The organism is Dermatophilus congolensis (assembly GCF_900447215.1).
Taxonomy (GTDB): domain Bacteria; phylum Actinomycetota; class Actinomycetes; order Actinomycetales; family Dermatophilaceae; genus Dermatophilus; species Dermatophilus congolensis_A.
Genome location: NZ_UFYA01000001.1, coordinates 1,720,250 through 1,741,291 on the forward strand (window position 1 = coordinate 1,720,250; position 21,042 = coordinate 1,741,291).

Annotated in this window: 17 protein-coding genes; 11 read left to right on the top strand and 6 right to left on the bottom strand. The window is 58.1% G+C overall.

Annotated features, from left to right (window positions below; genetic code table 11):
- The first annotated feature begins 92 nt into the window (after window positions 1–92).
- Genes DXZ77_RS11805 through DXZ77_RS07595 form a run of 3 tightly spaced genes read left to right on the top strand, consistent with a single transcriptional unit; the run spans window position 93 to window position 3,682 of the window.
- On the top strand, window positions 93–1,235 hold the full coding sequence (locus tag DXZ77_RS11805) for a hypothetical protein (RefSeq protein WP_147279230.1): 1,143 nt from the start codon (window positions 93–95) through the stop codon (window positions 1,233–1,235).
- A complete protein-coding gene (locus DXZ77_RS11810) occupies window positions 1,204–2,658 on the top strand; it encodes a hypothetical protein (RefSeq protein ID WP_147279231.1) in 1,455 nt (484 codons plus the stop codon). Before DXZ77_RS11805 ends, DXZ77_RS11810 begins: the two co-directional genes overlap by 32 nt.
- Window positions 2,659–2,665: 7 nt before the next feature.
- Entirely contained in the window at window positions 2,666–3,682 is a 1,017-nt protein-coding gene (locus DXZ77_RS07595) for a glycosyltransferase family 2 protein (protein ID WP_115032740.1), read from the top strand.
- A 76-nt stretch (window positions 3,683–3,758) separates the two neighbouring features.
- Here the strand turns inward: DXZ77_RS07595 and DXZ77_RS07600 are convergent, their stop codons facing one another.
- The gene (locus DXZ77_RS07600) at window positions 3,759–4,364 is read right to left on the bottom strand and encodes an acyltransferase (protein WP_115031151.1); all 606 of its coding nucleotides are present in this window, start codon (window positions 4,362–4,364) and stop codon (window positions 3,759–3,761) included.
- Window positions 4,365–4,603: 239 nt separating this feature from the next.
- Here DXZ77_RS07600 and DXZ77_RS07605 point away from each other — a divergent pair, with 239 nt between their 5' ends.
- The 6 genes from DXZ77_RS07605 to DXZ77_RS07630 all read left to right on the top strand — a co-directional run bounded on the left by DXZ77_RS07605 (window position 4,604) and on the right by DXZ77_RS07630 (window position 10,124).
- Entirely contained in the window at window positions 4,604–4,990 is a 387-nt protein-coding gene (locus tag DXZ77_RS07605; RefSeq protein WP_115031153.1) for a MerR family DNA-binding transcriptional regulator, read from the top strand.
- On the top strand, window positions 4,965–5,567 hold the full coding sequence (locus DXZ77_RS07610; RefSeq protein WP_258553204.1) for a DUF417 family protein: 603 nt from the start codon (window positions 4,965–4,967) through the stop codon (window positions 5,565–5,567). The genes DXZ77_RS07605 and DXZ77_RS07610 overlap by 26 nt, the downstream gene beginning before the upstream one ends.
- Window positions 5,568–5,780: 213 nt before the next feature.
- Window positions 5,781–7,178 (top strand): glycosyltransferase, encoded by a 1,398-nt coding sequence (locus DXZ77_RS07615; protein WP_220181611.1) that lies wholly within the window; start codon window positions 5,781–5,783, stop codon window positions 7,176–7,178.
- Entirely contained in the window at window positions 7,175–7,972 is a 798-nt protein-coding gene (locus DXZ77_RS07620) for a hypothetical protein (RefSeq protein WP_115031155.1), read from the top strand. Before DXZ77_RS07615 ends, DXZ77_RS07620 begins: the two co-directional genes overlap by 4 nt.
- A 122-nt stretch (window positions 7,973–8,094) precedes the next feature.
- Complete coding sequence (locus DXZ77_RS07625; protein WP_115031156.1) at window positions 8,095–8,850, top strand: response regulator transcription factor; 756 nt, start codon at window positions 8,095–8,097, stop codon at window positions 8,848–8,850.
- Window positions 8,847–10,124 (top strand): HAMP domain-containing sensor histidine kinase, encoded by a 1,278-nt coding sequence (locus DXZ77_RS07630; RefSeq protein ID WP_147279232.1) that lies wholly within the window; start codon window positions 8,847–8,849, stop codon window positions 10,122–10,124. Before DXZ77_RS07625 ends, DXZ77_RS07630 begins: the two co-directional genes overlap by 4 nt.
- Before the next feature lie 6 nt (window positions 10,125–10,130).
- On the opposite strand, the gene DXZ77_RS07635 is transcribed toward DXZ77_RS07630, so the two are convergent.
- Window positions 10,131–10,646 carry a hypothetical protein gene (locus DXZ77_RS07635; protein ID WP_115031158.1) on the bottom strand — a complete coding sequence of 172 codons (516 nt, stop codon included), beginning with the start codon at window positions 10,644–10,646 and terminating at the stop codon, window positions 10,131–10,133.
- Window positions 10,647–10,752: 106 nt separating this feature from the next.
- Window positions 10,753–11,190, bottom strand: a complete 438-nt coding sequence (locus DXZ77_RS07640; protein WP_115031159.1) for a hypothetical protein — start codon at window positions 11,188–11,190, stop codon at window positions 10,753–10,755.
- Window positions 11,191–11,515: 325 nt separating this feature from the next.
- Between DXZ77_RS07640 and DXZ77_RS07645 the strand changes: the two genes are divergently transcribed.
- The gene (locus tag DXZ77_RS07645; protein WP_258553205.1) at window positions 11,516–13,012 is read left to right on the top strand and encodes a DUF1846 domain-containing protein; all 1,497 of its coding nucleotides are present in this window, start codon (window positions 11,516–11,518) and stop codon (window positions 13,010–13,012) included.
- A gap of 88 nt (window positions 13,013–13,100) precedes the next feature.
- Here the strand turns inward: DXZ77_RS07645 and DXZ77_RS07650 are convergent, their stop codons facing one another.
- Window positions 13,101–15,767: a glycosyltransferase family 4 protein gene (locus tag DXZ77_RS07650; RefSeq protein ID WP_258553206.1), complete on the bottom strand. Its 2,667-nt coding sequence runs from the start codon at window positions 15,765–15,767 to the stop codon at window positions 13,101–13,103.
- A gap of 79 nt (window positions 15,768–15,846) precedes the next feature.
- Here DXZ77_RS07650 and DXZ77_RS07655 point away from each other — a divergent pair, with 79 nt between their 5' ends.
- Entirely contained in the window at window positions 15,847–17,286 is a 1,440-nt protein-coding gene (locus tag DXZ77_RS07655; RefSeq protein ID WP_181816070.1) for an O-antigen ligase family protein, read from the top strand.
- Here DXZ77_RS07655 and DXZ77_RS07660 read toward each other — a convergent pair.
- Entirely contained in the window at window positions 17,254–19,680 is a 2,427-nt protein-coding gene (locus DXZ77_RS07660) for a glycosyltransferase (RefSeq protein ID WP_115031160.1), read from the bottom strand. The two genes, DXZ77_RS07655 and DXZ77_RS07660, sit on opposite strands and share 33 nt — an antisense overlap.
- Window positions 19,681–19,852: 172 nt before the next feature.
- Window positions 19,853–20,971 carry a glycosyltransferase gene (locus tag DXZ77_RS07665; protein WP_115031161.1) on the bottom strand — a complete coding sequence of 373 codons (1,119 nt, stop codon included), beginning with the start codon at window positions 20,969–20,971 and terminating at the stop codon, window positions 19,853–19,855.
- Window positions 20,972–21,042 lie beyond the last annotated feature (71 nt).

Here is a 21,042-nt window from a genome sequence, read left to right on the forward strand (position 1 = left end):
GTGGGGTCAGGTGGCGTTGTTGCAGCGCCGCGCCGGGGGGATTGGCGTGTGGTGTCGTGGGCGTGAATAGCTGTCGTATTAGGGGGATTTACGTGGCCAGTCCGGGCCTTGCAAATATCGACCCGTGGGGTCGTTCGCTGATCGAGACGTTGCGTCGTTGGTGGTGGATCCCTGCCGCGTTGGCGTTTGTGGGTGCTGTGGTGGGAGGTGTGATTGGTGGGAATTCTCCGGCGACGGCGACGGCGTTGTTACGGGTGCAGTCGACTGCAAACAATGGTGATGGGTTGACGCAGGCGCAGCAGAGCGCGTTGACGGAGACGGGTACTTCGGAGGTTTTTCAGGCGGCTGCGAAGCAGTTGCGTTCCTCGGAGGGTGGTCTTCGGGCACGCACTGAGCTGGCTGCGGTTCCGCAGTCGTTGATGATTTCGGCGAGTGTCACTGGTGATAGTCCTGAGGCTGCGGCGAATGCAACGAACGTGTTTGCTCAGGCTGCGGTGGCAGCGAGTAATGCTCGTGTGGCTGCGGATTTGAATTCGTTGAGTGAGCAGACGAGTCAGATTATTCGTGGTTCGCATTTGAATAATCCGCAGGCGGAGCAGGCGCGGGTTGCGGCGCTAGGTCAGGCGTTGGCGAGCAGTCAGGCCAATACGTTGGCGCAGTCGCGTCAGTTGACTGTGGTTCAGCCGGCGACGGCTGCGGGTGTGAAGCAGACGTCGGCTGCGGTGTTGGTTGTTTTGGGTGCTGTCGGCGGTGGCTTGGTTGGTGCGGGTATTGCGTTGCTCGTGGGTGGTCGCCGGGGCCGGATGGGCAAGCTGGCGGAGATGCGTCGTTTGTACCCGAATGTGGAGTTTTTGCCCACGCGTGATGTGGCTGCGGTATTGAGCATGGAGACTCCCTCGCCGCAGCGTGTGGTGGTCACTGGTGTGCGTTTGCCGGCTGCGGATGTGCAGGAGTTAGTGGGTCCGGTGGCTGAGGGCTTTGAGGCTCTTGGTCGTGAAGTGTCGGTGACGAAGAATATGGCGGCGTATGGGGCTTCGCAGCAGACGCCGTCGGATCCGAAGGGCCCTGTCACGGTATTGGAGACGGGCTTGTCCACTGCCATTGTGAAGCGTGTTGCTCGCGATCCTGAGGCTGTGTTGTTGGTCTTGGTGCGTTCGGGTAAGACACGTTTTGAGTGGCTTGATGAGTACGCGGGGCAATTTGGTGAGCGTACGTACATTGTTGTCGAGGGCTGATGGGGAGCGGGGCTTTGTCTCCGCTCCTTTGTCTCAGCATCAGCAGCGCGCGCACCAGCGGTTTGTGTTGCGTGAGTCGCATTTGGCTGGTGAACGTGAGTCGAAGTCGCGTTATCCGTCGCGGTTGCTTGATCCGGTGTGGTGGATCGGCGTGTTATTTGTCGCGAATTTCTTTCTCATGCGTTTGTCGGTTCCGGGGATTGATATTTCTTTGTCGGTGCCGTTGACGATCGTGTGGCTGGGATTGGCGTGGCGTTGTCACGTGATTGTGGTTGAGCCGCGACGGTTTTTGTTGTGGGTTGTTGCTGGTGGCGTTGCTGCTTTGGTCACTTTTCCGCAGATTCTGTTTGTTCCTGCCCCGTATGTGAGTGTGAACAGTTGGTTGTTGTGGATGGTGACCTGGCTTCCTGCAGCGTTCATGATGGCTGATCGCAGTCGTGGGACGTTTGAGCGTGCGCTGCGGGCAGTGAAGAACATCGGTTTGGGTTTGGCGAGCATTTCGGTGTTGTTCATGGTGGTGCAGGTAACTCCGATTGGGTATCGCGATTTTATTGGCGAGTCTTTGCCGTCCAATCTTGTGGTGAGCGGATTTAACACGTCGTATCCGCTTTTTTATGAGGCGAATATCTATAAGTCGAATGGCTGGTTCGCGTTGGAGCCGTCGTTCATGTCTTTCATTCTGGGTTTGTGCATTTTGGCGGCGTTGCTGATTCGTGCACGAATCTGGGAGGTCATGGTTTTGTCGGTTGGCATGCTGGTGACGGCTGCTGGTTCGGGCATGTTTGTGGCTTTGATTGGTGTGGTTGTGATGTTGTGGCAGCGGCAGTGGCCGTTGCTGCGTCGTTACTTGATACCGGGTTTGGTATTAGCTGCAGTGGCTGCTCCAACGACTATTGGTAAAACCATTTTGGATCGGTTGAGTGAGGGGTCGAGCGAGAATTCTTCGACTGCTCTGCGCACATTTGAGCCGTATCTGTATTTGTTTCCCAAGTGGGTGTCTGATTGGGGCATCGTGTTGTTTGGGGGCGGCCCGGGCTCGTCCCGGTATGTGGTGGATGCCTCAGGTGTGAATGGTCTGCTGGTGCCGACGGTGGGCAAGGTTTTCTTCGATTACGGACTTATCGCAGGGGCATTGCTGGCTGTGATCATCGTGGTTTCGTATGTGAAGGCTACTGAGCCTGCGATTGGGATGTCGGTGTTGGTGTCGATGTTGGTGTTACAGCCGCCGGCGCAGCCGTTGATGGTTCCGGCATTTTTGTTGAGCACGCTGTGGGCCCCGGCATTGCGAGACAACATTTTGGCGGGCACCGAGCGTCTTTATTCTCCTCGTAGGGCGGCAATATCTACCGCTGGTGTATCCGGCGATGTTGGTTCTGTTTCTTCTGCGGTTTCGGCTGGTTCTTCTTCCTCTGAAAGAGAGTGATCGCTTCATGTCTGAGTTGGTCAGCGTGATCATGCCTGTTCTCAACGAGTCGGCTTCAGTGGAGGGGGCGGTGAAGTCGATCCTGTCCCAGGAGGGCGTGGATGTTGAGGTACTTGTTGTCGATGGTCGTTCTTCGGATGACACAGCGGCGATTGTGCGACGACTAGCGTCACAGGATGAGCGTGTGCGCCTGTTGGATAACCCGAAAGTGGTGATCCCGTCGGGTTTGAATGTGGGGTTGGCTGCTGCGCGTGGTTCGTTTGTAGCGCGGGTTGATGGACACGCGACGATCACGCCGGGGTATTTCGCACAGGCATTGAAGCGTTTTGCAGAGAATCCGAAATTGGCTGCAGTGGGGGGGTTGCGTACTGGGGTTTCTTCTACTCCCACGGGGCGGGCGATTGGGCTGGTGCAGTCGAGTCCGTTCGCAATTGGTGATTCGATTAACCACTTCGGCACTGAGTATCAGTTGACTGACCACGCGTCGTTTGGTGTGTATCGCGCCGATGTTGCTCGTCAGGTAGGTGGTTGGGACGAGAACCTCATGGTTAATGAGGACGTGGATTTCGACCACCGGATTGCGTTGGCGGGGTATGAGATCGGTTTTGATCCTCAGATGGGGATCTTGTGGCATGTGCGTGACAACGTGCCGGACTTGTTCCGTCAGTATCGGCGATATGGGCGGGGTAAGGCGTTGATGGTGCGCAAGAACGGCCGGGAGGCGTTGCGGCCGCGTCACTTGGCGGCTCCGGTGGCGGTGATGGGCACTGTAGCGTTGGCGGCTTTGGCTTCGCGTCATCCGCGGTTGGCGCTGGCTGGTTATGCCCCGTATTTGGGGGGTCTTGCTGTTGCGAGCGCGAAGGCATTGAAGGGTCGTGAGGATTCAGCGCCGGTGGATGTGAAGTCGTTGCCGTTGGCGTTTGCGGGGATTCATTACGGGTGGGGTGTTGGGTTTTTAGAGGGGTATGTGTTGGGCAAGCAGCCTCGTCGTACTAGTGGCCGCGATAATTCCGATGCTGAGTAGCCCTGCGGGTTTGTGATCGTGCCGGTGGCTTGAGGGGGTGTCTCTGGCCACCGGCACACGTGTTTGTGCGGGGTTTTCAGTTTTCGAGAAGTTCGAGGGTTTCGCCGTTTTGGCGGTATTTCTCTCCTGTGCTGGGGCAGGTGAATAGTCCGTCTTCGCCGGGGGTGAGGGGTTCACCTGCGCGGCCGACCCAGCCGATGCGTTTAGCGGGCACTCCGGCGACGAGTGCGTGTGCGGGGACGTTTTTGGTGACGACGGAGCCAGCGGCGACTAGGGCCCAGGCTCCGATTTCGACGGGGGCGACGCATACAGATCGGGCGCCGATGGATGCTCCTTGACGGCAGGTGACGCCGACGTGTTCCCAGTCGTCTCCGCGTTTGAGGGTGCCGTCGGGGCTGATGGAGCGGGGGAAGTGGTCGTTGGTGAAGACGACGGCGGGTCCGACGAAGACGCCGTCTTCGAGTTCGGCGGGTTCGTAGACGAGGGCGTAGTTCTGGAGTTTGCAGTTGTCTCCCATTTTTACGCCGCTGCCGACGTAGGCGCCGCGTCCGATGATGCAGTTTTTCCCTAGTACTGCGTCCTCGCGGACTTGGGCTAGGTGCCAGACGGCGCTGCCTTCTCCGAAGACGGCGTTGTCGGCGACGTCGGCGCTTGCTTGGATGCGGACGGATGCCTCGGTCATGGTTCTCCTGCTGTTTGGGTGATGTGTGCAGTGCCGTTGTTGGTTGGTTTGTAGGCCTGCGGATCACGGTTGATGTGTTGGGGGGAAGCCTAGTTGTGTTGGGGTGCCTTGGCGCGCGGGGGCTGTGGTGAATGCGGGTGGTGGGTTGTGCGTTGAGATGGTGTTGATGTTGGTGTGGTCGGGTTGCCTTGACCTTGGGGGCAGGGTTTTAGCCTGATCCGGTCATGGAGAGGGAAGAAATGAAGATCGGTGCTCTCGCACTGAGGGCGGGCGTGACTGTGAAGGCTCTCCGGTATTACGAGTCGTTGGGTTTGTTGTCGCCGGAGCGCAGTGAGAATGGTTACCGCGTTTATAGCGAGAGAGATTTTCTCGTGACTTGTGAGATTAGGCATCTGGCGTCGTGTGGCATTCCACCCAGCCGGGTTCGTCCGTTTATTGAATGTCTCGATTCTGGGAATGAGTATTCGGATGATTGCCCTGAGGCTGCTCGTCTTTATGAGGAGACGATGGTGGAGATTGAGCGGGTGATGGGCGAGCTCGCTCGTCGTCATGCCACGTTAGGTGAACATCTGCGGCGACGTGAGGAGCGCAGGTTGGCGATTGGAAATTCTTCCCTCGGAGATTAAAGAGTTTGGGGAAGAAATCATGCGTAACGTCTTGGAAGCGGTGGCGAAGCTGGATCGGGTGAGCTTAACTCTCACGCGTATTGGTTTGGCTGTTGTTACTTTGTGGATTGGTGGCCTCAAGGTGGTGCCGTATGAGGCTGAGGGCATCGCTCCTTTTGTTGCGAACAGCCCTATTATGAGTTGGCTTTACAATGATCCGTCTGGTTACAAAAGTCACCGGAATCCGGAGGGCGCTTTGGTGGCCGCCAATAAGGATTGGCATGCCATGAATGGTTCCTATGTCGCTGCTCTTCTTATTGGCGCTACTATTGTGGCAATCGGGTTGCTGATTTTGGGGCATTGGATTCATCCCGTTCTTGGAGTGATAGGTGGCGTAGCTTTGACGGGGATGAGCTTTGTCACTTTGAGTTTTCTTGTGACTACTCCGGAGGCGTGGGTTCCTGCTTTGGGTTCGGCGGAGCACGGTTTCCCATACCTTTCGGGAGTGGGGCGGCTAGTGATCAAGGACTCGATCATGTTGGGTGCTTCTTTGGTCGTGGCGGTGGATTCAGCGCGTTGTGCATTGGCTCGTATGTGAGTGTGTGTGCCGCCCTGGCTGTTTGCTGTGGGCGGCACACTTGGTGGGCTGTGTGGCCGTGTCGTGCGGTGCGCGCTGAGGTTGTTTGAGGCGTTAATGTTGCGGAGAGCTTTTTGTTCCACCGTTTCTCGTGACCGTTTCTGCGTGTTGTGGGGCTTCGTGTTCGGTGGGTTTCCTTTGCAGCCGCATCCGTTTGAGGAGATGTCGTAACTCATGACCACCCCTACCCCGCCGCCGGATGCCGATCTTTTCCGTCCGCACATGTTGTATGTCGCGTGGGGTTTTCCGCCTTCACGTGGCGGTGGTGTGTATCGAGCATTGGCCACTGTGAATGGTTTCGTGCGTCAGGGATGGGATGTCACTGTTCTTACTGCTACGCGTGAAACGTTCATTGACTACACGGGTGCGGATTTTTCGCTGGAAGAGCAGGTGGATCCTGCAGTTGAGATAGTTCGGATTCCGTTTCCGTGGCCAAGCATGGACATGAATGTACGGAATTGGTCGCCTTTGCGGGCTTTGGCGCCGAAGGTGTGGCGACGCAGTCGCAAGTACCGGGATATGCGTGATTTTCCGGAGTCGAACTATGGGCCGTGGCGGCGTGATTTGGAACAGGCCGCGATTGATATCCATCAACGCAAGCGCGTACATATGACGGTGGCGACGGCGAACCCGAATGTGGATTTCATGGCTGCAGATGCGTTGTATCGGCGTTTCCGTGTTCCGTATGTAATGGATTATCGGGATGCGTGGATGCTGGATGTGTTTGATGGAACGTTCTTGCATCCTGAGGGTGGTCGCGTCGATAAGTTGGAGCGGCGTCTGTTGGCGGATGCGCATGAGGTGTGGTTTGTCAATGAGCCGATTCGTGCCTGGCATGCCAAGCGGCATCCGGAGGTGGCGGAGCGGATGCATGTGGTGGCTAATGGGTATGACCCTGAGTTTGCGCCAGCGCCAACGACTAAAAGCCCATCAGCTGATAAGCCGTTGGTGTTTGGGTATATCGGAACGGCTAGTGCGCGGGTACCGATCGCGGAGTTTGCGAAGGGGTGGGAGATTGCGCGGGGTCGTAGTGCTGAGTTGTCGAATGCGCAAGCGCAGTTGTGGGGGTATTTAGGTTTTTATTCGGCTCCGTCGCCAGCGTTGCTGAATTTGGTGGAGGAGCACGCCAAGGATGAGTTGTCGTATCAGGGCCCGGTGCCGAAGGCTAAGGTGCGGCAGATTTATGACACGTTTGATGCATTGTTGTTGGTTCTTGGCAAGGGAATTTATGTGACGAGCGGGAAGGTGTTCGAGTACGCGGCGAGCGCTTTGCCGATTGTTGCTGTGCATGATCCGGGGAACGCGGCGACGGATGTGTTGCGTGAATATCCGTTGTGGTTCCCGGTGAAGGATTTGTCGCCGGATTCGATTGCGGAGGCGTTGGTGGAGGCTGGGCGTGCGGCGCGGTCGGCTTCGGAGGAGACACGGGCGGCGTGTGCGCAGTTCGCGCGGAGGTATGCGCGGGATATCCAGCTGGAGCCGCGTGTGTCGGCGTTGAAGGAAGCTGTACCTGTGCCGGTTGGTGGGGTCGTGTTGGATGGTCCTGCGGGTGATGTGGAGGAACAGGCGTGAAGATTGTTTTGCTTGATACGGGTCGGGGTGTTTCTGCTGAGACGATCCGGATGTGGCGGGAGAATTTGGAGCTGTTGGACACTGATGAGGTGGAGCTGTTGGCGTGGCAGCCGCCGGTTGAGCCGTTGCCGGTGGCTCGGCATTTTGTGTTTGGTCCGCGGTTGGACGTGCGTCGGCCGGAGCCGTTGAGCGTGCAGACGTTGGGTGGCTCTGGTGTTGGCGCGGATGTTGCTGATCTGGTTGCCGAATCGGCTCCGGGTGAGCGTGGTGGAGTTGTTGGTGCAGGAGGTGAGGAGTCTCCGGTGAGCGTGTCTGATCTTGCTGGTCAGATGGGTGAGGTGGTGCAGGATCATGTGACTCCGGGGCGTATTGCTGACCCCAATGGTGGGGTGTATCGCACGGGTGCGGAGGCGCGTGCTTCGGTCTCGTTGCCGAAGTATCATCCGGAGCGGGTGCGGCAGGGGGTGAAGTGGCGTAGCCGTAGGGTTAAGGCCAAGGCTGTGCAGGTCAAGCGAGCGGCAAAAGCAAATATTAAGGCTAGTGATAGGCCGTTGGCGAAGGTGGCGCAGCAGGCGATTGCGGTGAGGCACGGCAGTATTTCGACGCGGTTTGCGGTGGCGTTGTCGCGGTCTCGGACGGCCTCGGAGGTGTTTGCGGGAGCGGATTTGGTGTTCCCTGTGGATGCGCGGTCGCAGCGGGGTGCGTGGTTGTTGGCTCGTCGGCATCCTGGACCGGATGTGGTGGTGGGGTATCCGGCGGCGAAGCGGGCGTTGCAGGCGCGGCGCGCACGGTGATGTGTGTTTTTAAGCAGGGGCGAGGCTGTGTGGCTTCGCCCCTGCTTGTGTGTGTTGTGGGTGGTTGATGGTGCTGGTGAGGGTCCGTGAGATGGGCTGCTTGGGTCTCTACCCTTGTGTGTATGGATGCTGACGTGAAAAGCGGCGACGAGGGTGGGCTGCGGGTGCTCGTGGTGGAGGATGACGACGATCTTCGGATGACGACGTCGTTGGTGTTGCGTAAGCAGGGGTTTGTGGTGGAGACGGCTGCTGATGGTGTGGATGCGTTGGAGTTGTTGGCGCGTTTAGATCGTGAGGGGCTTTCACCGCAGGTGGCGGTGGTGGATATTGCGATGCCTCGGATGGATGGGATCACGTTGACGCGTCGGTTGCGTGAGCGTGCTGCTCCGTTGGGGGTGATTATGTTGACGGCGCGGGAGTTGCCGTATGACCAGTTGGCTGGGTTTGAGGCCGGGGCTGATGACTATGTCATTAAGCCGTTCGATGGGGCTATTTTGGCGGCCCGGATTGTGGCTGTGTCACGACGTTCTATGGCCGCTGGGGTGCAGGCGGGTGCGGGGGCTAGGTCACGGTTGTCTGCGCCGCATGTGCAGGCAGTGGGTGATTTGCGGGTGGATCGGGATGGGATGACGGTGTTTCGGCATAGCGATGGGGTTGAGATCACTTTGTCGGGCACGGAGTTTCGTTTGTTGGCGACGTTTTTGGATCGTCCGGGCAGGGTGCTGACTAAGTCGCAGCTTTTGGATTTGGTGTGGGATATCGGTGATTGGGGTGATGACCACGTGGTTGAGGTCAGTATTGGTCGATTGCGTTCGAAGATTGGTCCGGGGATTATCCATACGGTGCGGGGGCTGGGGTACAAGCTGGTGGTGGAGTGAGTTTCGCTGGGTCTTCGTGTAGGTCGAGGAAGGGGTTGCCTGCATTACGGCGGTTGAGGTCGGTGCGGGTGTACATCACGGTGGCGGTGGCGGTGACATCGCTGTTGGTCTCGTGTGTGGTCAGTGGTGTGCTGGCAGTGCGGGCTGCGGATTCGGCGACGGATGCGGTGCGGGGGCAGGCGTTGGCACGGTTGATCGCTGCCAGTGAAGGGTATTCCTTGGATGGCCGGTTACGTTTGGGGGCTTCGATGGATACGGATTCTGCTCCTGAGGCGGTGCGTTCGGCACTGGCTGACCCGAATACGAAGGAGAAGACCACCTATTACGACGGCGCGCATATGTGGGCTGCAGCCAGGTTGGGGCCAGAGGTGGCGCTGGTGGTTCAGCTGGATGCTTCAACGTTGGCTAAGCAGAACGAAGATCGTCTGCAGACGTTGGGTATCGCAGCTGCGGCGTCGTTAGTGCTGTCGGGTTTGTTGGGGTGGATTGCGGGTATCACTATCTCTTCACGGCTTCGCCGGGCAGCTGATGGGGTGGTGATGATCGCTGATGGTGAGGATGTTTCGGTGAGCCAGAAAGGTCACGATGAGGTGGCCGTGTTGACTGCTGCCATCGATGACATGGCGGCTACGCTGCGTGGGCGGGTGGAGTTGGAGCGTGCGTTTACCTCAGACGTAGCACATGAGTTGCGTACGCCGTTGACGGCGTTGGTCAGTGCTGCGGAATTGTTGCCCGATGACGAGTCTTCTTCAATTGTGCGCCGGCAGGTGACTCGGCTGCGTCGTCTAGTAGATGACCTGTTGGAGTTGTCGCGACTGGATCGGGCTGCTGAACCTGCTGATGTGGAGCGGGTGGATTTGGCGGTGACGGTGCAGGAGTCATTGCGACGTCTGGGTGATGTGGGCGCTGAGGTGGAGTTCGTGGCTGGTTCGGCGGCAGAGGTGCTGGTCGATACTCGACGGTTGGATCGGGTGATCAGCAACTTGGTAACTAACGTGGTGCGCCACGGTGGTGGTCAAGCGCTATTTCAGGTGGATGGCAATACGTTGACGGTGCGTGATGCGGGACCTGGTTATCCGCAAGACGTTATTGAGAATGGCCCGCGCCCGTTTCATGCTGGGACTGGTAGTAAGGGATCAGGGTTGGGGCTGACGATTGCGTTTAAGCACGCTGAGACGATGGGGGCCGTGGTGACATTAGGCCGTTCTGAGCCTGATGCCCGGCATCCGGGGCTGTCTGGTGCGCAAACTGAGGTGACGTTTATGAGCGCGTGAGTCGCGTCAGCGTCGAGCGCTCCATACCGTGGTTTTGTCTTGTCCTTCGGGGACTTTGTCGGTGTAGGTAATTTCGATGCTGGTGTAGGCGCCAGCGCCGTTAGCGGTAAGGGCGCCGGTGGCTTTGATCCGCACTGGGTAGGAGACAGGTTTCCCTTCAGCACAGTTAGGGACACAGCTGTTCTCGCGTAGGACTGCGCTGCCTGTGGCTTGGGTATCTCCCCAATTGTCCCATTTCACTGAATCGAGGGCGGAGTTTGAATCAGCGCATGCGAGGGTGAAAGAGGAGGGGCGTTGCACAAGTGACTTGTCACAGTCTTGGAGGTAGAACTGGCCTTTTTTCGCTGCGCTATTCAACGCGGCGTGGTCTTCTCCGCTGGCAGGGGTTACTGCTGGCAGGGCCGATCCATGTGCCGCGGTCACGGTTCCTTGGTCGGGGACGGAGCAGCCGGTGAGAGAGATAAGAAGCGCTAGCGCCGCAGTTGCAGCCATTTTTGCGCGGTTATTCATGGGCTGTGCCATGCCTTATGTCCTCTCATGGGACTGATCGTGTAGTGAGGGTAAACCTGCCGGCCGGTGGGGTTGCGTTCTCTGGGGAGTTTCCGACCGGCAGGCGAGTAAGGGGAGATCAGTTGCTGTGAACGATGGCGTTCGCGGTGCGCCCATCCGGGGCAATAAGTGTGAGACGGATCCAGGAACCTTTAAGGTCGGCGGGGATCATGATGTCTGTGGTGAGTGCTCCTGCATCTGCGGCTGGGTGGAGGGTGCCTTTAATGCCGTGTGGCCCAACAACGGTGGCGTGGGTGAAGCTGCGTCCAGATTTGTCGCTGCCTGCGTCTGCGAACACGGTCAGCTGCTGTCCGTGTTTGAAGGTGGACTCGGTCCAGAGGCGGACGCTGGGTAGTTTGGGCCCGGCGGTCTTGCGCACGTTGGCGACTGTTTGGGCTTCTGTCGGTGCGGCCGAGGCGGTGCTGTCTTGAGCGATGATGCTGAGCGAGGGTCCTGCGATGAGGGAGACCGCCAAGACTGCAGAGGCGACTTTACCTACGGAAAAACGAGCGGACATTGTCTTCTCCTTCACATGACCATCGACACCGTCGGTGGTGCGTCCAGTGTCTTTGACGGTGGGGAACGCCTCGCGTGAGCGAGGCGCCCGGCCCCTGATTTCCGGGTTTCCCTACCGACATCTAGAACTCTGGGGCATGAACCTCACAAGAACCTCACATGACTTTCACGTCCCCCACACATATGTTTTGGCGAGCCGTTAGTAGGTATTTGGGCGATGGAAGGCTCTCGTTGAAGCAGTTATTGATGTGATTGGGATGCGTCACATCGCACGTACTGGCAGGCCAAAACGATAAGCTCCCTGCGGCATACCCTGGGGAGGAATTGTGAACGCACACGCCATTGGCTTTGACCGCGACAAGTACATCCGTATGCAGACCGAGCACATCAGTGCACGTCGAGCACAGTTCGGTGGGAAGCTGTATCTGGAGTTTGGTGGAAAGCTCTTTGATGACCATCACGCCTCGCGTGTGCTGCCCGGTTTCACTCCGGACAACAAGCTGGTGATGCTCGAGTCGATGAAAGACGACGTCGAGATGGTCGTTGTTGTTAACGCTCGAGACCTTGCTTCTAACAAGGTCCGTGGCGATTTGGGTATCGGCTACGACGCAGATGTGCTCCGCCTAGTTGATGAGTTCCGCACCTATGGCTTGTACGTCGGCAGCGTGGTGATTTCTCACTGGAGCGAAGACAACCGCACCGCGAAAGCTTTCAAACGCAAACTCGAACGTTTGGGGCTGACTGTCTACCGTCACTACCCCATCAAGGGTTACCCCAACGATGTCGCGCTCGTTGTGAGTGAAGAGGGTTACGGACGCAACGACTACATCGAAACCACCCGCAACCTTATCGTTGTCACTGCCCCCGGCCCAGGTTCAGGAAAGATGGCTACGTGTCTTTCGCAGCTTTATCAGGACCATCAGCGCGGTGTGGAGTCTGGCTACGCGAAGTTCGAAACTTTCCCGATCTGGAACCTGCCACTGGATCATCCCGTGAACCTGGCTTATGAGGCCGCTACTGCCGACCTCGACGATGTCAACATGATTGACCCGTTCCATCTGGCTGCGCATGGTGAGCAGACAGTGAACTACAACCGTGACGTCGAAGTTTTCCCTGTCTTAAATCTGCTGTTCGAGCAGATTATGGGGGCTTCTCCCTACGCCTCCCCCACCGACATGGGTGTCAACATGGTGGGCTTTTGCATCAGCGATGACGAGGTCGTCCGCTATGCCTCTAAGCAGGAAGTGATCCGCCGCTACTTCAAGGCTTTAGCCCGCGAGCACAAAGAGCAGATCGAACCAGTTGAGAGCGAACGTATCGCGCTAACGATGAGCAAACTCGGGGTCGTCGATACTGATCGTCCTGTCGTTGAACCTGCCCGCAAGCTCGCTAAGCGTTCTAAGGGCCCTGCCGCTGCGATCGAACTACCTGATGGGCGCATCATCGCTGGCAAGACCAGCTCGCTGCTAGGACCGAGCTCGGCAATCCTGCTTGACGCACTCAAAGCATTATCTGGCATCGACGACAAGGTGCATCTGCTCTCCCCCGACACGGTCGCCCCCATCCAAGCCCTCAAAACACAGCATCTGGGCAGTCACAACCCGCGTCTGCACACCGATGAGGTGCTTATTGCCCTGGCTGTGGGCGCCAAGCACGATGAAAACGCTCGCTTAGCTCTGGAGCAGCTGCAGAATCTGCGTGGCTGCGATGTGCACTCCTCCACCATCTTGGGCAGCGTCGATGAGGGCATTTTCCGGAACCTGGGTGTACAGGTCACCTGCGAGCCCGCTTACGCAACGAAGAAGCTCTACCGCAAGAGCTGATCTGCCTTGCCGCTGAGGGGGGCTTTCCATCGCTTGTGTCTGATGGAAAGCCCCCCCTCACCGTTGCAGTGAAACTGGTGCAGTTTTCTCAGGAGTGGATGTTCAGCCGCTCAGCCAGCACTGCCGCGGATCGGGTGCCGTCATGCACTTGGCGCACAAACTCTGGTCCAGAAGCAGCCACTGCGCTGAATCCGTCACGATCAGTGAGGACCTCACGCAACACTGCCTCTAAACGGTCTGCAGGTGCCTCAACCACCGGTACTTCCAGCCCCGTTTGAGACTTCACATGCTCACGAACTTCTTCGATGGCATGTCCAAGCACAAGTTTTCCTGCCGCCATCGCTTCACACGCGGCTACCCCGTACCCGCCTAAAGCGAATTGGTCGAGCACAATGTCAGCGCCTTTGACCAGGTCGACCATTTCTTTTTGGGTGGCGCCTTCTACCCGCTCATATCTGATAAGCCCTTCTTCGACGAGCGGCCCCACCGCGGCTTCAACGTGAGCGCTTCCTTTCAACGAGGAACGGCTCGGTGTGTGGAGCACTACAGGTACCGGTTTATCCAGCACAGCCGACTCAGCGCTCCACATCTGGACATCAACCACCACTGGAAGCCAATACGCACCCGGCATGTGCCGCAACAAATCTGGTGTTGAGACAAACACAGGACCGCCGAAGGCCTCGTCAGCCATGAAGGCTCGCACTTTCGGCGCGAGGATATCCACTACCCGTTGTAACCGAGCAGTTTGCTCATCTGCCGGGTCAGCGAAAGGCGACCATGGTGTCTGCTGGGCATTGATTGACGGGTTACGGATCTCACTGCCGTGCAACAGCAGCCCCACCCGTACGCCTGCCGCGCGCAACACTTTCACATCCCCAACAAAGTCATGACCATGCCGCAACCCGAACACAGGCCGCCCGGCCTCCACCAGGGCATGCGTCCAGTCCTTCACTGCACGATTTTCCAGCGCCTGCGCCCACTTGACATCACGCCGATAGGTTGTCGTCTCGACCCACGTGTCATGCGGATACCGGAACTTCTGTCCCCGGTCCACTTCCATCACAGAGGTGCTCACCCCGGGTATCGCTCGCTCGAGTGCCTTAGCCCATTGCCATGCCTGGCCAGCCATATTTGCTGGCCCAAACCCAACGTAACTTGCCCGGTCATCATGACTAATTGGCCGCTCTACCATCTCTTCTAGAGTCGAACTAGATTGCGGCTCGCTTATCCCTGCATCCCCGACCGCGACACTATTCGCTCGCACCATCAACGACTTCCCTACCGGAAGCCCTCGACGGAATAGGTCGCGGTATAGCTCACGCAGTGTTTTTTCCTGATACTCCCAGGCGTATGGCGTCAATAGGTCGGTGTTTTGGCGGATACGTTTCTGAAATTCATCTTTACGCGATAGTGCTTCTTTGACCACTGTCGCGAATGAGGCTGGGTTGCCTGCCTCATGAACTAGCCCCACCTGTTCACGCTCAACGAACTCTTTCTGTGCACGCGTATCACTGACAACCACTGGTAGACCGGCAAATAAGTACTCAAACAACTTGTTCGCGAGCGCGAACTCGTGGCTACCGAAGTGCAGGATGGGGATGAGTCCGAGGTCTGCTTCGGCGACAAAACCGCTCACGTGATCTGGGCGCACCGGTTCGATGAAGTGCACTCGGTCCTCAACGCCACAGGTTCGTGCCAATTCGGTGAGTTCACGTACTGGGGCTGTGGTGGTTCGTGGCACACATACCACTGCCACATGCACCTCAGGTAGTGCGAGTAACGCGCGTACGGCTGTATCGACGCCTCGGGCGGCAGTGACCCCTCCCGAATACACCAGTAGTGGTGTTTTCTTATCAACGCCGCATACCTCACGAAGTGAGACCTCCGCCGAGCGTTCAGCTGCGGAAAGCACTGGGGCGTTCATCACCACTGTTGGTTGTCTGGCTAGGTCGTAGTCTTTCTGCAGCTGCTCAGCCAGGGGTTGTGTCACTGTGACCACGGCGTCGGCGTCGCGGATGTATTCGTTCTGCAGATCGAGGTAGGCGGCTCGCTTGCGCACTGGCCTGCCCGGATAGATCGAAAGACCAGCTACGTATTCGTGAGCGTCGTAAACCCAGGCTGCTTCCTTACCGTTGGCTCGTCTACGTGCTACCGCCCGCGCCGCGATACCAACCATGTGCACGTCGTGGGCGTGAATGATGTCCCATTCCAGGGAATCAATTACTGGGTCAAATGCGAGCGCGTAGTCGTCAATTTCGGGGATATCGCGACGCCAGGCTACGAGGGCGGCGGAGTTGTCGATTGATTCGTACAGTTTTTGACGCCAGTTATCTTCGTACTTGCTCAAGCGTGTGGCCTGTTGTTCAAGCTTTGTTTGCGCTACTCGCCATAGGGCGGCTCGGGTAGCGCGGTTTGCTCCGTTAGCGCCTTTTTGTTCGGCAGCTTCGCGTTGGCGCAGGCTAAGTTGAAGTTCGCGCAGTCTTTTTTCGCGCGGAGATGGCTCGTTTACCACAATGAGGCGTTTGTCTCGTCGTGCTTTGCGGGCGGCGTTGGCTCGGTCACGGAATCGCCATGCCACCGGTACGCGCACGATGCGTACTGGGCCCAGCGTTGATTGTTCCCGCACTCCTGTGGAGCTGTATCCCAAGATGGTGACCTCAATATCACCGTCGGCTAGCGCCAGCGCAGTTTTGAGGACACGGGTGTCGTGGCGAATGTCATTGCCAACCATCATGAGAACGCGTCGCGGAGTCACCTGTACCACTGTAGTTCCTGACTGTTTTCACGGTGGCGTATCCCCTGTATGGGCCGTAACGCCGATACGCTCAATTCTTATGCGAGGCGAAGATATTGATGAGGCGTCAGGCTTACTGGCCAGTGGCGAATTCAACACTTCTCGCCCGCTGTCGGTGACGTGGTTTTCCTATCTCGTCGCTGCGGGGGGAGCTTGCGCCGTTGTTTTTACTGTGGCTGGCGGCTTGGTCTCTCTTCCCTTGCATGAGATGGGGCTAGAGAACGCTTTTTTGTGTGTTGTCGCTGCCGTAGCGTTTGTTGCTTTTATCAGTAGTGGCCCGCGCATTTTCCGACCTGCTGCGTGGGCTTTTCCCTTTTTTGTTGCGGCTTTTGTTTTCTGGTCTCCGTATGCTTTGGCTCGCACTCCTGACGTACGTGCTGGTGAGCTTGAGTTGACGCGACTGTTTACGGCTTTTGTTATGGCTTTAGCTGTTTATGCGTGCACGCAAGCAACCAGCGTTGGGATGACTAGTATGCGGCTGGGCTGGTTTTTTGGACTTGTGTTGTCAGTTGTTGTAGCTGGGTGGGAGATTTTCACACGGCAGCATTTGTGGATCTCTGCGAGGAATCCGTTTATTTTTCCTGAACCTGTCGTGGTGGGCACTTATATCAATCCCAATAATTTCGCGACTGCTTTGGTGGCGATGATCGTTGGGGCGATTGCGTTAGCGGCGCAGTCGCGTTCGCGCCTGTTTTCTGTGGTTGTGCTGGGTGTGGTTGCTGCTGGTTGTGTGGCGGTGGTTGTTACTCAAAGCCGTTCGGGGGTGTTGGCGCTGGTTGTTGTGCTGGCGTTGGAGGTGCGGCGGCGGATGCTTACTCGTCGTGGGGAACGTTCATTGGTTTGGCGGCAGCGGTGTGCTGACGTATCTGGACGATCCCGTGTGCTGGTGAGGGTGGCGTGTGGGGTTATCTGCTGTGGGGTTGTTGCTGCTTTCACCGTGCCAGCGTTAGTGGCGCGTAATCCTGTTATGCAGATGCTGGTGGCGCAGGCTGGGGCAGAAACGCGGCGTTCAGACACTCTTCGGCTGCAGTTACTGAAGACTGCGTGGCGTTATTTGCGTGATTCTGGGTGGCTTGGTTCGGGGGCTGGTTCTTTTGAGTATTTGTTGTGGCATGATCCGGCTCCTGCAACTTTGAAGCTGACGAATCTTCACAACGCTTTTATGGAGTTGCTGACCCAGTACGGTGTTCCTATTGCTGTTTGTTACGGCATGTTCGTAGTGGGGGTGCTGGTGACGCTGGCGGGGTCTGTGCGTGTTCCTGATACCCGTGTCGCACGGTATGAGGCAATCGGTTATCTCATTGCGCTAAGTGCTTTGGGTGTTGCGGCCAGTTCAGCTCTGCATGTTTCGACGTGGTGGGTCATGCATGCAGCTGCTGGTGCGTGTGCGTGGCGGGTTGCTACGCACACGCACCGTTTGCCGTTATGGGGACAGGAAGGTGCGGGGTCAGTTGATCCAGGTGGCAAGGACATTTGCTGACTTAGTGCCGTCGTGTACTGCTCGAACGAAGTCTTGCCCTGCTTGACTGAGCGCTATTCTCCGCTGTGGATCTTCTGCCAGGCTGCGTAGCACCTGTTCGATCTGATCTGGCTTAGCCTCAACGATAGGTAGCTCTAGACCGGTGTCCGCGGTGATTTGTTCGCGGGTTTTTTCGGTCACGTGCCCTACGACAACTCGTCCCGCCGCCATCGCTTCACATGCAGTGACACCGTAGGTGCCAAGCGCGAATTGGTCGAGAACGACGTCGGCTGCTGCGTATCGGGCCCGCATACGGCTCGGCGCAGTGCCACCAACGTTGGAGTATGTGATGACGCCTTTGCGGGCCAGGTCGGTGACGGCTGGTTCGATAAGCATCGTTCCTTGCAACAGCGAGTGGCTGGGGGCGTGCATCACGCGCATCACCCCTTCGTGGGGGTTTTGTTCTTCGCTTTGCCAAGAGTCGACATCGACGACGATTGGGCACCAACGCGCCTGAGGCACGTAGTCGAGTAGGTCAGGAGTGGAAACGAACGTGTGCCCGCAGAATTGGGTCATCGCTTCGATGGTGCGTTGTGCGCGTTGTTCCAGAACCTCGAGGGAGGGCACACCGTCCCAGGTTTCGCCGTAAGGAGACCAAGGGTGTTCTTTACGGTGAATGCTGGGAACGCGCACATCTGCGCCGTGGGCGATGAGCGCGATGTTTAGGCCTGCTTCGCGCAGTACTGGTATCTCGCCGGTGGCGCGGGTTCCATGTCGGAAACCGGTCACGGGCCGCAACGCTTCGATGAGAATGTGCGTGTAGAACTCGCCGAGATAGCGTTCTTGCCGTTCGCTCCAGCTTTCGTCGGAAAAGAATGTTGGGTCGATCTGATAGTCGCTGGGAAAGCGCAGGAGATGGCCGCGGGTTGCCATCGAGGTAGCGGATACGCCATCTAGGTGAGTGCGCAGGGCGCGTGCCCAAGCTGTCCCTTGCCCGGCGAGGTTAGCTGGCCCGATGAACACTCGTCGTGCAGCGGTGAGATCGGGGACAGGTTTGAAAGGGGCTACTGGTTCGGCTTCGCGTTCAGCGAGTGCGTCGGTGGCGGTAGCAATTTTCCCGCCGGTGAAATGCTCGGAGAGCACTTTCGCTGATAGTCGCCCGTCATGAATTTCGGCGACGTAGTCCGGCCCTTTCGCGGCGAAGGCACGGGCGCTATCGCGGTCGGTGATGATATCGAGGAGGACTTCGCGCAGGGTTTCTACAGTTGCTTCTTTAATAGGAATATCCAGTCCGGAGACTTCTTTGACACGCTGACGCACCACGTCACCCAGGAATGCCACAACTACGCGGCCAGCGGCGAGTCCTTCAATTGCAGTTACTCCGTACAACCCCATGACGAGTTGGTCGATAACGATGTCAGCTTCGCTGAACTCGCGTTGAATGTCAGTGTGAGATACGCCTCGGGGGGTGCGGTATTCGATGTGCCCTTCTTCAGCGAGCTGGGTGCAGATCTCGTCGATGAAGTCGCTTCCTTTGAGCTTGCCGTTGCTGGGAATGTGCACCACGCGTGGGATAGGGCGTGCCAGGAGGGGCCAGTCTGAATCCCAGTGGTAGGTATCGATGACGGTGGGGCACCAGTGGGCGCGCGGGGCATAGTCGATGAGATCTGGGGTGGAAACAAAAACGGGCCCATCGAACTGTTCGATGATGCGGGCGTTGTTGAGGGCCCGCTTTTCGAGGATTTGGTATGTCCTGTCCTCCGGGTCATCGAAGGGGCTGTGCGGGAACATTTGTGCGTGTTTAGAAGGGATGCGTAGGTCAGATCCGTGGGATATCAACGCAACAGCTAGCCCCGCTTCGGTGAGCCGGTTGATTTCGATCTCGCAGGTATTGCCGTATCGGGTTCCAAATAGGGGACGTTCGGCTTCGATGAGGGCGTGGGTGTAGTGAGCAAAGACGTATTTTTCTTGCTCTTTTTGCCAGCCGATGTCGCGGTAGGCCTCAGGGGCTACTTCTTGATCGACGGGGAATCGGATAGCTCCTTTAACAGCCATGGAGCGGGCTCCGACGCCGGTGATGTGTGTCTCCATCGCGTCTGCCCAGGCTTTTCCTTGGCCTGCGAAGTTCGCGGGGGCTACCCATACTCGAACAGGTTCGTTGGGTAGGAATGGCCGACGGGAGGCTGCGGCCAGTACCGCTGGGTCGATCGGTGCTGCTGGGGTTTTGCCTGTGCTGGCGTCGACAATGCGTACGGCGGCGGCGGGTAGGTGACGTCGTACGACACGCAGCTGTGTTTTGACCGGATCAGGCAAAGCTTTTCGAAGAGGTGATTGCGGACCAAGCGCGAGCCGTAGTGCCTTTCGTGCCGCTTTGCTCGCGGCTCGTCGTGCGTTGTTCGGGGTGGACGCGCTCATGGAAGTGGCCTCCCTCTCGTTGGGCGCTTTGTCGTGTGCTGTGGAGTTGGGCCTGCGGCGGCGGTGGAAGCGCGTGTGAGGCGTCCGGGGTTCATTCTGCCGTGTTTTGGGCGCTGTGGCCCGTCGTCAGGCTGGGTGATTCGCGCGCGTCTTCCCGCTTGAAAATGAATTATCAGCGGACTGTAAGAAGTTCACTAATAGCGTCGGCGAAGTCGTCGTAGCCGCTGCGCGCAGATCGCAGGCGGGTAGCCTCGGTGAGCGCAGCGGCGCGGGCGCGGGCGTGGATCTCTGGCCGCTCGGACCATTTCTGCATGTGGGCAGCAACTGCGGCACCGACAGCAGCATCTTCTCCTACCGGCACGAGGATTCCGGCTTCCGTGTCGGCCAGAACATCATGCTGTCGCGGCAGGTCGGTGCTGATTACTGGCAGTCCGCACGCAAGGTATTCGCCGAGCTTACTTGGCAGTGCCTGTTGGAAGGCAGGAGTCTCAGCGAGAAGTACTAAACCTGCCCAGGCTCCGCGCGCTATCTCCCATGCGGCGTGTGGCGGACGGCGTCCATGCAGGCGGACTCTCTCAGCTAGGCGGTTGTCGCTATCGCAGCTAGCAGTGAGTTCTTCTGCGTCGGCGGGCGCTACTGGCCCGACAATGTCCAAAGTCCAGTCCGGAGCCAGACGTAGCGCCTCGATCATTGCGAATAAACCTCGGGATCTGCGCACATCACCGATATACACAGCCCGGGGTTTGGGGTCGGGGTCGGCGGGGTCTGGCAGGAGAGCTGGCACGGGCTCGTTGCGCAGAACGAGTCGATTTCGTGCCTCCAGTGGAGGTACGTGATCGTCAGCGACAAGAGTTAGCGCGGCTCGTTTGGCGATGGTGGTAAATGCTTCTACGATACCGTTTCCAATGATGCCAGGTAATCCTGCTGCTTTGTTTGCCCATGGCCGGTCACGTAGGAGGGCTGCGTAGTCTTCATGAATATCGACGACAAGAACTCGACCGGAAGACATGACGATGGTTCCTGCAGCGACTGCTGAGTCAGGGTCGAGGGTGACCAGAACACGCCCACCGGCTGAAGCGGCCATCCTGGCTGCCAGTGGAGCTCGAGCGATGATGTGCGGGCGTTTCCACGTTCGCACAGACGCGCAGGTGGGGCCGTCTGCAGGGTCACCGAGTCCGAGAACTTCCACGGACATGCCGCGGGCCACCAGGGCCTGCACTTCACGATGCAGGCGGGCATCAGCGACATCGTGACCGCTTGTCACGAAGGACACGTCGTAGGAAGAACGCATGGTCCACGTTTACCAGGTGAGCGGGGGCGGAGCGAACCTGTTAGTACTATCCGCCCCCTGCTCGATGGTCA

Coding starts and splice junctions, on each gene's coding strand:
- DXZ77_RS07635 (WP_115031158.1), bottom strand. CDS start 10,646: ATGGCACAGCCCATGAATAACCGCGCAAAAATGGCTGCAACTGCGGCG.
- DXZ77_RS07615 (WP_220181611.1), top strand. CDS start 5,781: ATGACCACCCCTACCCCGCCGCCGGATGCCGATCTTTTCCGTCCGCAC.
- DXZ77_RS07665 (WP_115031161.1), bottom strand. CDS start 20,971: ATGCGTTCTTCCTACGACGTGTCCTTCGTGACAAGCGGTCACGATGTC.
- DXZ77_RS07595 (WP_115032740.1), top strand. CDS start 2,666: ATGTCTGAGTTGGTCAGCGTGATCATGCCTGTTCTCAACGAGTCGGCT.
- DXZ77_RS07605 (WP_115031153.1), top strand. CDS start 4,604: ATGAAGATCGGTGCTCTCGCACTGAGGGCGGGCGTGACTGTGAAGGCT.
- DXZ77_RS07655 (WP_181816070.1), top strand. CDS start 15,847: ATGCGAGGCGAAGATATTGATGAGGCGTCAGGCTTACTGGCCAGTGGC.
- DXZ77_RS07640 (WP_115031159.1), bottom strand. CDS start 11,190: ATGTCCGCTCGTTTTTCCGTAGGTAAAGTCGCCTCTGCAGTCTTGGCG.
- DXZ77_RS07625 (WP_115031156.1), top strand. CDS start 8,095: ATGGATGCTGACGTGAAAAGCGGCGACGAGGGTGGGCTGCGGGTGCTC.
- DXZ77_RS07600 (WP_115031151.1), bottom strand. CDS start 4,364: ATGACCGAGGCATCCGTCCGCATCCAAGCAAGCGCCGACGTCGCCGAC.
- DXZ77_RS07660 (WP_115031160.1), bottom strand. CDS start 19,680: ATGAGCGCGTCCACCCCGAACAACGCACGACGAGCCGCGAGCAAAGCG.